At 60.4% G+C, this 14097-nt stretch carries 13 protein-coding genes; 6 read left to right on the forward strand and 7 right to left on the reverse strand.

Features of this window, described 5'->3' with window-relative positions:
- Positions 1-143 precede the first annotated feature (143 nt).
- Positions 144-1463 (reverse strand): SLC5/6 family protein, encoded by a 1320-nt coding sequence (locus tag AC3ENJ_RS10770; protein WP_223842130.1) that lies wholly within the window; start codon positions 1461-1463, stop codon positions 144-146.
- Positions 1464-1721: 258 nt separating this feature from the next.
- On the opposite strand from AC3ENJ_RS10770, the gene AC3ENJ_RS10775 reads away from it, so the two are divergent.
- On the forward strand, positions 1722-2726 hold the full coding sequence (locus tag AC3ENJ_RS10775; RefSeq protein ID WP_431814038.1) for an NADP-dependent oxidoreductase: 1005 nt from the start codon (positions 1722-1724) through the stop codon (positions 2724-2726).
- 241 nt (positions 2727-2967) lie between these two features.
- On the opposite strand, the gene AC3ENJ_RS10780 is transcribed toward AC3ENJ_RS10775, so the two are convergent.
- Together AC3ENJ_RS10780 and AC3ENJ_RS10785 are read right to left on the reverse strand one after the other, a co-directional pair.
- Complete coding sequence (locus AC3ENJ_RS10780) at positions 2968-4185, reverse strand: GmrSD restriction endonuclease domain-containing protein (RefSeq protein WP_431814039.1); 1218 nt, start codon at positions 4183-4185, stop codon at positions 2968-2970.
- Positions 4182-4838, reverse strand: a complete 657-nt coding sequence (locus AC3ENJ_RS10785) for a hypothetical protein (protein WP_431814040.1) — start codon at positions 4836-4838, stop codon at positions 4182-4184. Before AC3ENJ_RS10785 ends, AC3ENJ_RS10780 begins: the two co-directional genes overlap by 4 nt.
- A gap of 364 nt (positions 4839-5202) precedes the next feature.
- On the opposite strand from AC3ENJ_RS10785, the gene AC3ENJ_RS10790 reads away from it, so the two are divergent.
- From AC3ENJ_RS10790 to AC3ENJ_RS10805, 4 genes are all read left to right on the forward strand, one after another.
- Positions 5203-5376 (forward strand): hypothetical protein, encoded by a 174-nt coding sequence (locus tag AC3ENJ_RS10790; RefSeq protein WP_431814041.1) that lies wholly within the window; start codon positions 5203-5205, stop codon positions 5374-5376.
- Between the two features lie 133 nt (positions 5377-5509).
- Positions 5510-5791 (forward strand): FmdB family zinc ribbon protein, encoded by a 282-nt coding sequence (locus AC3ENJ_RS10795; protein ID WP_431814042.1) that lies wholly within the window; start codon positions 5510-5512, stop codon positions 5789-5791.
- A gap of 63 nt (positions 5792-5854) precedes the next feature.
- A complete protein-coding gene (gene fmdA, locus AC3ENJ_RS10800; RefSeq protein WP_431814043.1) occupies positions 5855-7105 on the forward strand; it encodes a formamidase in 1251 nt (416 codons plus the stop codon).
- 129 nt (positions 7106-7234) lie between these two features.
- Entirely contained in the window at positions 7235-8227 is a 993-nt protein-coding gene (locus AC3ENJ_RS10805) for an intradiol ring-cleavage dioxygenase (protein ID WP_431814044.1), read from the forward strand.
- A gap of 102 nt (positions 8228-8329) precedes the next feature.
- Here AC3ENJ_RS10805 and AC3ENJ_RS10810 read toward each other — a convergent pair whose 3' ends face one another.
- From AC3ENJ_RS10810 to AC3ENJ_RS10820, 3 genes are all read right to left on the reverse strand, one after another.
- The gene (locus AC3ENJ_RS10810; protein WP_431814045.1) at positions 8330-9781 is read right to left on the reverse strand and encodes a YeeE/YedE thiosulfate transporter family protein; all 1452 of its coding nucleotides are present in this window, start codon (positions 9779-9781) and stop codon (positions 8330-8332) included.
- 156 nt (positions 9782-9937) lie between these two features.
- Positions 9938-10768, reverse strand: a complete 831-nt coding sequence (locus AC3ENJ_RS10815; RefSeq protein WP_431814046.1) for a Cof-type HAD-IIB family hydrolase — start codon at positions 10766-10768, stop codon at positions 9938-9940.
- 72 nt (positions 10769-10840) lie between these two features.
- Entirely contained in the window at positions 10841-11788 is a 948-nt protein-coding gene (locus AC3ENJ_RS10820) for a quinone oxidoreductase family protein (RefSeq protein WP_431814047.1), read from the reverse strand.
- A gap of 73 nt (positions 11789-11861) precedes the next feature.
- Here AC3ENJ_RS10820 and AC3ENJ_RS10825 point away from each other — a divergent pair, with 73 nt between their 5' ends.
- Entirely contained in the window at positions 11862-12302 is a 441-nt protein-coding gene (locus tag AC3ENJ_RS10825) for a VOC family protein (protein ID WP_431814048.1), read from the forward strand.
- Positions 12303-12421: 119 nt separating this feature from the next.
- Here AC3ENJ_RS10825 and AC3ENJ_RS10830 read toward each other — a convergent pair whose 3' ends face one another.
- A complete protein-coding gene (locus AC3ENJ_RS10830) occupies positions 12422-14071 on the reverse strand; it encodes an ABC-F family ATP-binding cassette domain-containing protein (RefSeq protein WP_431814049.1) in 1650 nt (549 codons plus the stop codon).
- Positions 14072-14097: the final 26 nt, after the last annotated feature.

A 14097-nucleotide genomic window follows, 5' to 3' on the forward strand; every position in this document is an offset into this window, starting at 1 on the left:
CTCATGCCATCAGCCACCGGCCCATTGCGCAAGAGTCAATGTCGAGTTCTTGTACTAATGCGCCCAATTCCCGTACCCGCTTGAAGCTCTGACCATGCCGGCCCACAACTGCGTGAGGTCGGCCATTGACCGACAGGACGGGATCAGGCCACCAGCCCGTAGACGATGCCGCTCACGGCCACGAAACCGGCAACCGTGACGAATACATTGGAAAGCTTGCCGCGGTAGGGCTCCAACGCCGGGAGCTTGCGTATGGCATACATGGGCATCAGGTAGAGAATAATGGCGATGATCGGGCCCGCAATGGACTCGATGAGCGAAAGAATACTGGGGTTCAGGATGGCGGCCAGCCAGGTGGTCAAGAAGATGAACACGGCGATGGTGATGTTCAGGTTCTTGTCGCTGACGCGAGAGCCGTCACGGTCCACCATGGAGCGCACGATGCCCGCGGCGCCCTCGGCCGCACCCAGGTAGTGACCGAAGAAGGATGACGCAATGGCGGCCAGCGCCACCGCCGGGCCCAGGTAGGCGATGAACGGGCTGCCGTGCTCATTGGCCAGGTAGGACAGCACCGGCAGGTTCTGGTCCTTGGCGGCCTGTAGGCCGGTGGGGCCGAGGGCCAGCACGCAGGACCACACGAAGCCCATGGTGAAGATCACGAGCAACAAGGTGCTGCGCTTCAGCACCGCCGACGCCCGCTCCGACGCCCCGGCGCCGTACTCGCGCTTCAGTGCCACAGAGAACTGCGAGATCGCGGGAGAGTGGTTGAAGGCGAACACCAGCACCGGGATGATGATCCAGATGGACATCGCCAACTCACCGAACGAGGGCGCACCGCCGAAACCCTCGAGGTTCCAGCCGGGGATGAGATAGAGACTCACGCCGAACAGGATCAGAATCAGCGGGTAGACCAGCCATTGCGTGACGATCAACATGATGCGCTGGCTGGCCAACATCACCAGCATCATCAGTGCGATCAACAACCCGGAGAGCAGCCACCGCGGCACGGATGGCAGTCCGAGCTGGTTGACCATGAGGCTGTCCACGGTGTTGGTGATACCCACCCCGTAGATCAGGACAATGGGGAAGATGGCCAGGAAGTACAGCACGGTGATCACCCGGCCCACCCCCTCGCCGAATGCCTTGCGGGCCACCACGGTGATGTCTTCACCCGGGACCGGGGATGCGCACACGAAACGCGAGAGTGCCCGGTGGGACAAATAGGTCATGGGACCGATGAGGATGGTCACGATCAACAGCGGCCACAGACCCCCCAGACCGGCGTTGATGGGCAGGAACAGGACTCCTGCGCCCACGGCCGTCCCGAAGAGGGAGATGGTCCAGTTCGTCTCAAAGCGTTTATTGGCCACGCGGCCGGGTCGTTGTATGTTCTCGGGCCGGTCCGTGGCTGTTGTGGCTGCGAAACCGGTGGTGCTTGTCGCCTCATGGGCTTTGTTCGACACGTTGATCTCCGTGCTGTGGATGAGTGGGGGAGCGTGGATGTGCTCGTTCTCGTGAACTGAGTCACAACGGTACGTGCGTACGAAAAATTGTTCAACAATACGGCGTTTCTTGGGCACCCCGAGCTGCCGCGTGCTCCTAGCCGCCCGGGCGATCGCCCGCCCTCTTAGAGGTCCTCGAGTTGATGAAGTTTCCAGCGCAGGGTGGAAGCATCGTTTAACCAGAATGCAGCATCGTCAAGATACGCAAGGGGAATTTTCATGGCACCCACCGAAACTCGTCAGATCGTCCTGGCCGCGCGTCCGCACGGAGCGCCCACTGATGAGAACTTCCGTCTCGAAACGGCCGCGCTGCCCACCTTGGAGTCCGGGCAGATTCTCGTGCAGAACGAGGTCATGTCCGTGGACCCTTATATGCGCGGCCGCATGAACGACACCAAGTCATACATCCCACCGTTCCAGATCGATGAGCCGCTCGAGGGCGCCGCGGCCGGCAGCGTGATCGCATCCAAGTCCGAAAAGATCAAGGTGGGCGATCACGTCTCGCATCAGCTCGGGTGGCGCGAATTCGCGGTGGTTGACGACGACGCCGCGACCGTCGTCGATGTCGAGGCCGCCTCAGCATCCAAGTACCTGGGCATCCTCGGCATGCCCGGCCTCACCGCCTACGTGGGGCTCACGGAGATCGCGAAGTTCAAGAAGGGCGACGTCGTGTTCGTCTCGGGCGCCGCCGGCGCCGTCGGCTCGGCCGTGGGCCAGATCGCTAAGGCGCTGGGTGCGTCCACGGTGATTGGTTCGGCCGGTTCGGCTGAGAAGATCGCCCGCCTGAAGGAGTTGGGTTTCGACGAAGCCTTCAACTACAAAGAGGCCGACGTCAGCGAGTCCCTGAGGAAGGCAGCCCCCGACGGAATCGACGTGTACTACGACAATGTGGGTGGCGACCACCTGCAAGCGGCGATCGGGGCGTTGCGTAAGTATGGGCGCGTGGCAATGTGCGGTGCCATTTCCCAGTACAACGCAACCGAACCGGAGCCCGGTCCGAGCAACCTGTTCATGGCGGTCGGCAAGGAGCTGAATCTGCGCGGTTTCATTGTGGGCAATCACTACAATCTGGCACCCGAGTTTCACAAGCACGCCGTCGAATGGCTGCGGGATGGCACCCTGCAGGCCGACGAGACGTTCCGCGATGGCCTGGAAAACGCTCCGCAGGCGTTCATCGACCTGCTCGGCGGCGCGAACACCGGAAAAATGATTGTGCGGTTGTAGAGCCTTAGCAAACGAGGAAGCACCGCGTGCAAACCAGCACTCGGTGCTTCCGCTAAGTCCAGATAGACACCGGAAGATGGAAGCAGTCCAACTGATTCACGCACGAAAATTCTAAGGAGATTCCTGCCGCATGGCGTAAGATTTGAGATTCAAAATCATAAGTCACGCGCTAAACATGTCCGAGCGCTAGGGCTGGATATCATGTATAAACATGCTGCACGAAAATATCCTACAGCATCACCTAGTTCACTTCATCAGCATCTTCATCATCTGTCTCATCATCAATCAAATACATTCTACGAACGTCGTCATCCGGAGAAAGTTGTTCCGATTCAGGAGACATGAGGTCATCCAAGAGTTGCTTGAGGGACAGATTCCTTCGCACGCGGTTCAGCCTGTCACTGGCAGCCCTCTCAACCGCACCGAGATAAGTAGATGCGGCCTCGCTGTAGGAGTAGAAAGCCTTCCCATAGTCCAATTCCAGCTCATTCTGGGCCGATGCTTTTTTTAAACTATTGACTGCATCACTAAATCCAATAAGCGTTTCCTTGAGGTTCTCTAAAAATTCTGCTGAAGTATCAAGTTCCTGCGCGTGAAATAGTAAGTACACCATAAGTGAATATGCATCAGACTTGTTCTTGAAGCGCGTTCGCTTAAGTTCACTTGTTAATGGCTCGAGAACCTTCAGCACTCTTCCAAATGAGACACTCGCTTTATCGAGTATCCCTTCTATCTTAGACGGTTCCTGCGAATCAAAGAACTGATAGAGCTCATCCAGGCCATCTTTCTTATTTGGGAATGACTCCGTGTGATACGCATCAAAAACTTCAGCGACGAACTCCTCATTCTTTCGTCGCTTATAATCATTTGCACTAAATAAACCCATCTCTGAAAAAACAGGTGACTTTGCAATGATCGAAACTAATTCTGTGAAATCATTCGAATACGCCGCATTCCGAAGTTCAGGAGAATTCAAGCTGACCACCGTGGTATTCAAACGTTGAAAAATCTGGCGCAAGTCTTCGGGTGAGACGTTATTCGGTAACTCACGAACAATAAACTTGAATCCCCTAAACCTTTTTCGGTCTTCTTCTTCTAGGTCCGAAAAGTAGCGACCTTGCCACTCCTGTCCAAAAATTTCTCCTTTGGGGATTTTGAACTGGTTGTCAATATAACTAAGACAAGAGGTTAGCCGCTGCTGGCCATCGACAACGACGATCTTCTCATTACCTTCGGCATCATTTTTTCGTTGTATATAAATCTCCGGAATTGGGACGCCCCTAAGTATAGAGTCAATCAGAAGAGCTTTTTGCCGGTCGTTCCATACAAAATTTCTTTGAAACGTGGGCTGTAGATCGAGCTCTCCTTCTCTCTCTGACCAAGTTCGATGGAAATGGTTAACTGTCATGTTGGTTGCGTCTGTAGCTAATTGTGATTGAAAATGAATATCAATAATCATGTCAAACTTCCTTTTACCTTCTTAGCGCCTTCAGCGACATAGTATCTTACGGACCATATATCACGGTATATCCAAAATTTAACGTCGACTGACCGATTAAAGGTCACTGCGACTTGATTCTTCATCTTTCCGAGACCCTTCATCCAATCTTCACCAAATGACAAATATGGTAACATTCTATCTGTCTGAATTGCTCCGTCGAATAACCTCTTTCGCTGTAATTCCATTTTCTTGCTGAACCGGTTTCTCAGTTGATTTTCGACTTCGAAGGACTTTGATTTTTCTCTCAACTCTTTCCAGGCCATGTCGAAATAATGAGTCGAAATAATTGCAATGTCTAAATCGGAGCCAGTGTCAAAAAATTTCGGTTTGCCGTTCGCGATTTTACTTGGACTTAACGAAAATCCTAACGCTCCGGACCCGGTGCACCATATATTTTGGTACTCAATATCCAGCATGTCTGATGTAAGTTCACGAAATTGTTCAAAATCCCTTGTCATGAAAGCAAAAGGACTTCTAGTCAAATATTTCTTGTCCACCCAAGTGGGGATACTTGCCACTGGTTCAGCCAAGAATTCATTCAGATTCGACTGGACAATTCTATAGTCAAGTTTTTCATCTTGCGTATGGCTCTGATTAGCAGGTGTCTTCACATTTTACTCCCTATACAGCCAGCGTCCACGATCGCAACCTAGCGGACTAGTGGTGGTGTGACAATTATCGCATAGGTCTAACACCCATCTATTTACCGCCAAACGCTTGGTTTTGACGACTATAGTCCGCCTTTCGTTTTAATTGTAGACATAGATTGGTCGTCAATGAAACGGTCTGAAGTTTTTGCTGTGAACTTATCTAGTGCGGCGGCGTTATTGATCCTTCGCTCCGTGGAACAACTGCGGAAATTTTTACACTTCTCTTGGACTTCTTACCTTTACCCTTGACTTTATGCCTTGAATTCGATAATGAGCGCTACATTAGACTCATATTGGTTAGGGGTAAATTCTGTGCGAGTCTATTGTGGGCAATCACTACGACCTGGCACCTGAGTTTCACAAGCACGCCGTCGAATGGCTGTGGGATGGCACCCTGCAGGCCGACGAGACGTTCCGCGACGGCCTGGAAAACGCTCCGCAGGCGTTCATCGACCTGCTCGGCGGCGCGAACACCGGAAAGATGGTTGTGCGGTTGTAACTGTTGGGCCACGGCCATGACCGCCCCGTCACGCGGTCATGGCCGCTTGCTTCCGTCTCCGGACACGAACCCGCATGAAGACACCCCATTGAACTCGCTGTATGGTGTAAATCACGTTCAGAGGGAGCATCACATGCCCATCTACGAGTTCCGGTGCACGCAGTGCGGTGACTTCGAGGCTTCTCACTCGATGGCAGCCGCGCCCATGAATCAGCCGTGCCCGGTCTGCGGCGGAGACGCCAGGAAACTGTTCTCAGCCGCAAACCTATCCACCCTCAATTCCCCTCGGGCGCGCGCCATTGACCGCGCGGCCCGGACTGCTGAAACACCCGACGTCGTGAGCGGACCCCCAGGACGAGGGCGCCCGGCACCCACAACGAAAGACCCGCGACACCTCAAACTGCCGCGGCCCTGAAGTGCATTGATTTCACGGCCGCGTCCCTATTGGTCACGGCCGGCAACCGGAAGGACGCAGGTCATGCCCGAGGTCATTTTTTCACTCGATTCATCCCAGCCCTTCACCTCACAGGAGAAGATCGGCCACAACCGTTGGCACCCGGACATTCCACCCATCGCGACACTCAAACGCGGTGAGAGTTACCGCATCGACTGCCGCGAGTGGTTCGACGGTGCCATCAAGAACGACGATTCTGCGGACGACATCCGCGACGCTCCGCTGAACAAGGTGCATGCACTCTCCGGGCCGTTCGCCATCGAAGGCGCTGAGCCGGGTGACCTGCTGATCGTGGATATCTTGGACGTTGGCTCCATTCCGCAGGAGCAGGGTGCGCTGGCCGGTCAGGGCTGGGGGTACACCGGCATTTTCGCCCAGAAGAACGGCGGCAGCTTCTTGGTGGACCAGTTCCCCGATGCCTACAAGGCCGTCTGGGACTTCCAGGGCGGTGAGTGCACATCTCGCCACATTCCCGGGGTTCGGTTCACGGGCATCACCCACCCGGGCTTGATGGGCACGGCACCATCGGCGGATCTGCTGAAGAAATGGAACAAACGCGAGGGCGATTTGATTGCCACGGAGCCGAACCGAGTACCTCCCCTTGCCCTGCCCCCTGAGCCCGACTCGGCGATTCTGGGCACACTGAGCGGCTCGGACTTCGACCGGGTTGCCTCGGAGGCTGCCCGCACGGCCCCGCCCCGCGAGAATGGTGGTAATCAGGACATCAAGAACTTCACCAAAGGTTCCCGCGTTTTCTACCCGGTCTTCGTTTCCGGTGGCCACCTCTCCGTGGGTGACCTACATTTCTCCCAGGGCGACGGCGAAATCACGTTCTGCGGCGGCATTGAAATGGGTGGCTTCATCGACATCCACGTGGACGTGATCAAGGGCGGTATGGACACCTACGGAGTCAGCGAGAACGCCATCTTCATGCCGGGCCGCAACGGGCCGGTCTACTCGGAGTGGCTCGCCTTTTCGGGTACCTCCGTGACGCTCGACGGCGAGCAGCGCTACCTTGATTCCCAGCTCTCGTATCAGCGCGCGGTCCTGCACGCGATCGATTACCTGGCGAAATTCGGTTGGTCCCGAGAACAGGCGTACTTGCTGCTCGGGGCGGCCCCGATCGAGGGACGGTTCTCAGGGGTGGTGGACATCCCCAATTCGTGCGCCACGGTGTACTTGCCCACCGAAATCTTCGACGTGAACATTCGGCCCTCCTCGGACGGTCCCACGCGGGTAGATCCGGGTATCGGGGCGCCGGTAGCCAGGAATTAGTGGTCCTAGGCGTTCCAGGGCGGGGTGCACCTTTTTCTCAGGGTGACTTCAAGCCTTTTCAACGGGCTCTAAGCAACCACTCCGTACATTCATGGTCGATACCTCAAGCCGCAGAAAGCAGGACTGACCATGAGCCCAATCTTTGGTAAACGCAGCAACCGATCGTACCCGGCCGCCTCCGAGGGAACCCATGAGACGGCCCAAGACCAGAAAACCTTCGAGGGTCGCCCGCTGGATCGACAGAACGAGGACGTGGAGGATCAAGGGCTTGCCTTCGACCTCGGCACCCTGGTCTCACGACGCCGCGCGCTAGGGGTCTTCGGCGCAGGTGCTAGTGTGTTCGCGCTGGCCGCGTGCTCGGCGAACGCAACGAGCACGAGCAGCCCGTCCGCGTCGGCATCGTCTGCGGCGTCGTCGGCGAGCGCGACTCCCACCGCCACGGCGACCTACGACGAGGAAATGCCGGGAGAAACCGCCGGCCCCTACCCCGGGGACGGATCCAATGGGCAGGACGCCCTGGAGATCTCGGGGATCGAGCGCAGCGACATCACCACAAGTATCGACGGCGGCGCCACCGCGGACGGTGTGCCCATAACGTTGACCATGAACATCGTGGACATGGTCAACAGTAACGGCCCGCTCACCGGTGCGGCCGTGTACGTGTGGCACTGCGACGCGCAGGGAAACTACTCGATGTACTCCGAGGGCCTGGAGGACGTCACGTACCTGCGTGGTGTGCAGGTGGTCGGCGACGACGGCACGGTCACGTTCAAGACGATCTTCCCCGGCTGCTACATGGGCCGCTGGGCGCACATCCACTTCGAGGTGTTCCCGGACATCGACTCGATCACGGATGCCTCCAACGCAATCCTCACCTCGCAGATCGCTCTGCCGGAGGACGCGTGCAACACGGTGTACGCGCGCTCCGAGTACAGCGGTTCCGCACAGGCACTGGCCGCGGTGACTCTCGACACCGACAACGTGTTCTCCGATGGGTGGGACCTGCAGATGGCCGATGTCACCGGGAACGTGAACAGCGGTTACACCGCGCACATCGATGTCCCCATCGACACGAGCACGGAGCCGGAGGCGGGCGGGGGAATGGGAGCACCCCCCGCCTGATCCCGAACCCTCGGTCACCAAGGTCACCGGACCACCCGAAAAAGCCGACGCCGCCCGCGAAAGTCGCGGGCGGCGTCGTCGTCAATTGCAGCGGAGGTGAGGTCAGCCCTTCTTGAGGGTGATCTGCCAGCTGGCCTCGCCCTTTTCGACGAAGTCGGTGACCTCGTGGCCGTCGGTGGCGGCCCAGTGCGGGATGGCCTCGGTGGCCTGGGTGCAATCGAAGTCAATGACCAGGTGGTCGCCGGACTGCAGGGTCTTCATGACGTCCTTCGCCTCGATCAGCGGGAACGGGCACACCGCGCCCAGCGAGTCGAGGGCGTAGTAGCCCTCACCCAGGTCCTTGAGCTTCTTGGACGGCGCCAGGGTCGGGTCCTTGACCATCACCGCGGACGGTGCCGCGGCGAAACCGGAGAACGCGTTGGTGTTCTGCGGGCTCTTGGACGGGGTCGCGTCAATGGAGTTGCCGGACGGGTTCTCGTTGGAGAGATTGTGGTCCAGGCTCTCGGACGTGGAGTAGGTCTCGGCGTCCTGAGCCCGGGCGGCGGGCTGCGCAGCGGAGGGCTTGAGCCACAGCTTGGTGCCCGCACCAACGCCCAGGGCGATGAACAGCAGCGCGATCCAACCCTGGAAGCTGAACAGGCTGGTCTCGACCATGCCGTTACCCACGGTGCACCCACCGGCCAGCGCCGCGCCAACACCCATCAGGACACCGCCGCCGACGGCGCGCACGGTGGTCTTGGCGTCGGCCACACGAATGCGGAATTCGCCGGTGGCCTTGGCCGCGATGAAGGAACCGACCAGCAGACCCAGCACCAGCAGGGTGCCCCAGTTCATGAACTTGGAATCGCCGGTGGTGATGAAGTCCAGGGTGTGGGCGGACGGGGTGGTGATACCCAGACCGCTGTTGCGACCGGTGGCTGCGGACAGCGGCCAGGCAATGACGCCCAGCAGGCCGATCATCCATGCGGCGTTGTAGACGTGCAGCGGGCGCTTCCAGGCCGGGCGATTGTTGAGGCGCGCGGTCTTGGGGCTGCTGGCTTCGCGGATCATGAAGCGGCGGACCATGATCCCGGTGAACACGGCCAGTGCGATCGCGAAGATCCACGGCGAGATCCCGAGTGCCGCGGGCACGGTGGTCAAACCGGTGTCCCAGCTGGTCATCCAGGAATTGAAACCGTCGAGCATGCCGCCCTTCATGGCGGACGCGGACAGTGCATACATGGCCAGCGCCACCCACGAACCGACCAGGCCTTCGCCCGAGCGGTACCAGGTACCGGAGGCGCAACCGCCGGCCAGGATGATGCCGATGCCGAACGTGAAACCACCGATGATCACGGCCGCCGGGGCGAACGTGCTGTACTCGGGGGCAATCACGCCCAGACTCGTGAGAGCCGCAAGCCCAATGGCGTGGACGGAAATCACGATGAGCAGTGCCGCGAACGTGCGCCACGACTTCTGCAGAAAGATGTCCCGCAGCATGCCGGTGACACAGAAGCGACCGCGCTGCATCACGATGCCCAGCACGGCGCCGACGACCAGACCGGTAAGAATCATGTGGTGAACCTGATTTTCAGTAGTTGAGGAAGGTGGGAACGCGCAGTTGCGTTCAATAAACCGCACTCCAGTAAACAGGGGCCTTGCGGCAGGGTCGAGAGGTTTGTAACAAACTGTCACATTCAGTTTTTCCCCACGGCCCGGGGGTAATGGGGGTCACGCGGGAATGTCGCCCGTGTCGAACTTGAAGTACCGGGACAGGACCCGTGCGATGCCCTCGTCGTTGTTGGAGGTGGTCACCTGGTCGGCCGCCGCCTTGGCCTCGGGGATGCCGTTGCCCATGGCAACGCCCAGGCCTGCGGTGCGCAGCATCCCGATGTCGTTGCCGTTGTCGCCGAACGCCATGACGCGGGACAACGGGATGCCCTGGGCCCGGCAGTAGTCGGTGATGGCGGAACCCTTGTCGATCCCGGCGGCGGTGGCTTCCAAGTACAGCGGCGAGGAGTAGGCGAGCTCGACCTGGTCGCCGTAGTCGCAGGTGAGCTCGTCCAGCAGCGGATCGGTCACGTCCCGCTCGCCCACGAAGAGCACTTTGGTGGGTTGCACATCCACCTCCGACAGGTCAGCCACATCGCGGATGGTCAGGTCATTGCCCGCGGCCTCGTGCTGCGCGTGGGTGTCGGACGAGTCCTCGACCAGCAGCTGATCGTCATGCGGAATCATGACCATGACGTGGTGCTTCTTGGCCGTGGCGATCAGCGCTCGGGTGACGTCCAACGGCATGGGGTGACGTGCGATTTCGCGGTCCGTGGCCTGATCCACCACGATCGATCCGTTCATTCCCGCGAGCACCAGGTCCTGACCCAGGGTCAGTTCACTCGCCAGCTTCTTCAACCCGGGAATGGGGCGCCCTGACGCCAGCATGATGCGCGTTCCGGCCGCGCGCATGGCCCCGAAGGCGCGCCGAGTTCCCGGTTGAAGGTCCTTGGCGCTGTTCAGCAGGGTGCCGTCCATGTCGAAGACGACAAGCTGGTAATCGGGGGACATTCTTCTCCTGTTGCATTGAGGTCGGCCCGTTCGCACCGGGCGGTCTCAACCCTAGTCAGCTCGACCTCGCACTCAGAACGTCAGGACCAGCCGCCCACGCACGCCGCCCTCCTGCAAGCGCCGGTGGGCTTCCGTCGCCTGGGAGGCGGGCAACGTGTCGGCCACCTCCAGGGTCACGACGCCGCTCTCCACCAATTCGCGCAGCGCGTCCAGTTTCTCGCCGTGGTGGTATTCGTCGCCCACCCAAACGCGGTGGAGGGTCAGGTCACTGTCCTCCGGTCCTTGCCAGAAGCGCACCGTGGCGAATCCTCCCCCTGAGCGAACTGCCGGTATGGCAATCTCATTCATCACGGCGGCATCAACCAGTCCATCTACACCGTCCGGGTAGATGTCGCGTACCTTGTCCGCGAAGTCATCGCCTCGTTCCACCACGTGATCGGCGCCGAAGGCGACCACGCGCTCACGGTCCTTTGCGGCGGCGTCGGCGATCACCGTGAGGCCCTGGAGCTTGGCCAGTTGCACCACGTAACCGCCCAGGGTCCCCGCCGCGCCGGTGACGGCCAGCACCTGACCGGGTTCGAGAGCCAATTTCTCCAGCGCCTGCGTGGCGGTGAGCCCGTTCATGGGTAGCGTGCTGGCTTCCTCCAAGGAGCGTCCTTCGGGGATCCGGGCCAGGGAGTCCGCGTCCGCGACAAGGTACTGCGCGTACGCACCACCGTGACCCCGCAATGGGATTGCAATCGCCATGACCCGATCACCGACGGACCACCGGGAGGTGTCCAGATCTGCGGTGGGCTCGCCGACCTCGTCAATTATGCCCGCCGCATCCATTCCCGGTACGTGCGGGGCGGGCAGCTGGGCGGGAGCGCCGTTACCCTGACGCGTCTCCGTGTCCGTGGGATTGACCGCCGCGGCCTTCACCGCGATCCGAACTTCTCCGGGCCCGGCATGAGGCTCCGGAACATCGTGGACATCGAGAGCCTCGGGCCCTCCGAATTCTGTAAATCCAATGACTCGCATGCTTACGTTAACGACTCAGATCGGCAGGAATTCCTGCGGGGCGCCGCGTGTGTTTCGGGACTACGCTCAAGTCATGGGTATCCAACGGATGGACAACGTGTCCATCGTGGTCAAGGACCTGGACGCCGCCGTCGACTTCTTCACCGAGCTGGGCATGGAGCTGGAGGGGCGCACGCCCATTGAGGGGCTCTTTGCGGATCAGACCGTGGGCATCGCCGGGCTCCGCAGCGAGATCGCCATGATGCGCACTCCGGACGGGCACGGTCGGGTGGAGCTGACCACCTACCACTCCCCCGACGTGATCACGCCGGACCCGCTCGCGCCGGCGCCAAACACCGTGGGCGTGCATCGCATCATGTTCGCGGTGGACGACATCGACGACACCGTCGCCCGCCTACGCACACACGGAGCGGAGCTCCTCGGCGAGGTCGGCAACTATGAAAACGTCTACCGCCTCTGCTACCTCCGTGGCCCGGAAGGCATCATTGTGGCGCTGGCGGAGCAGATCGGCTGACTTGCGCTGACATTCCAGTCCGTGAAAGTGCATTTCAGCGGTACGCTGAGGCACTTTTCGGGACTGGAATGTTCAGCGGCGGCGTCGTAGGGAAGGCCCCCTCATTCACGGGCAGCAACTTATCCCAACTGCAGCACCGGCCAGGCCGCGAGATCGTGCAGCATTTGCCGATCATGAGTGGCCACAACCACGGCGGACGGGGTGGCCCGAAGCGCTTCTGTCATGTCGTCGACCAACGCGGCGGACAAATGGTTGGTGGGTTCGTCCAGCAGCAGGAGATCGGGGTGTTCCGCCAGGCACAGGGCCAGGTGCAGCCGCCGCTGCTGGCCCTGCGACAGACGACCCACCGGAGTGCCCAACGTTCTTGACTCGAGCAACCCGATACTTGTGAGGGGCACCGGTGCCGGCCCGTCAGGCCGCTCATGCTCAAGCGCAGTGACGTGGCGCTCGTACACCTCATGGGCCGGGTGGTCCTCAGGCCACTCAGGCGTCTCCTGAGACAACCGCACCACCCGTGCCCCCGGAGGCTGGTACACCCACCCCGTGGTCGGGTCGAGCTGACCGGCCAGGACTTCCAGCAGCGTGGACTTGCCGGCACCATTGGGACCCGTGATGAGGAGCCGTTCGCCACCTTCGAGGCTCAGATCCACCGGCGTGGGCAACCGGTGCGTCACGGTGACATCGGCAATGGTCAGCAATGGTTGACCCTTGCGAGTGCTGGAATCCGGCCAATGCAGGTGCTCAGGAGGGTGCGGAACCGAGATGGTGTGCCGCTCCAGTTCCTCCTGACGCCTGTTGAACGCCTGCACCGTGCCGGCCGCTCGGGTGGCGCGCTGATGTTTGCCGTGCCCCTTCTCCGGGCGCCATCCGGACCTCAGGCGCCCACGCGCGTCCTCTGCCGCCTGCGCCAGTCGAGTTCGTTCCGCCTGCTGATCCTCATAGTCCTGTTCCCAGCGGACACGTTCCTTGGTGCGACCTTCCACCCAGGCCTCGTAACCGCCCGCGTACAGCCGCGGGCGGCCGTCCTCGCTCGGGTCGAGATCCAGGAAACTGGTGGTCACATCGCGCAGGAGGGCCCGGTCATGACTCACCAGGGCGACGCCGCCTCGGTGCTCCTTCAGCCGCTCCGTCAGGAACGTGAGACCGGCGGCGTCGAGATGGTTGGTGGGCTCATCCAGGAGCATGAGGTCCGGATTGGCTCCCAGCACGCACGCCAACCGCACCCGGTAGCGCTGCCCCACGGACAACGTGGACAACAACCGCGTGCGGTCTGCGCACGCGTCGAGGCCGGCCAGAGCGACGTCGACCCTGCGGTCCGCGTCCCACGCGTCCACGGTGGTGGCGAGTTCGAGGGCGTGGGCGTACGCGTCGGAGGCGCCGTGGTGACCGGCGACCAGGGCGTGGGTGGCCTGGTCAAGCCGTTCCAGGGCGGCGAGGGAATCCGCAATGGCGTTCCGAATCAGCAAGCCGACGGTTTCATCGGATCGTGATTCGAGGTCCTGCTCCACGAACGCCACGGTTCCCTCGCGCGTGACCGCACCCGCGTCTGGTTCGGCCATTCCCGCCAAGATACGGAGGAGTGTGGATTTCCCGCGGCCGTTCTCACCGATAATTGCCAACCGCGATTCGGCGCTGACGACGACGCTCACGTCCTTCAGGACCCGCCGGTCACCCAGCGTGAGATGCAGATTGTCGGCGCGAATGTGCGCCGCAGAACCCGCAGGCAGCGGTGCGGGGTGAGGGGTTTTGATGCGATAAGGATTTTGCACTGTGCTCTCTTCGACTCGTCATGGAG

This window comes from Kocuria sp. cx-455, assembly GCF_057707085.1.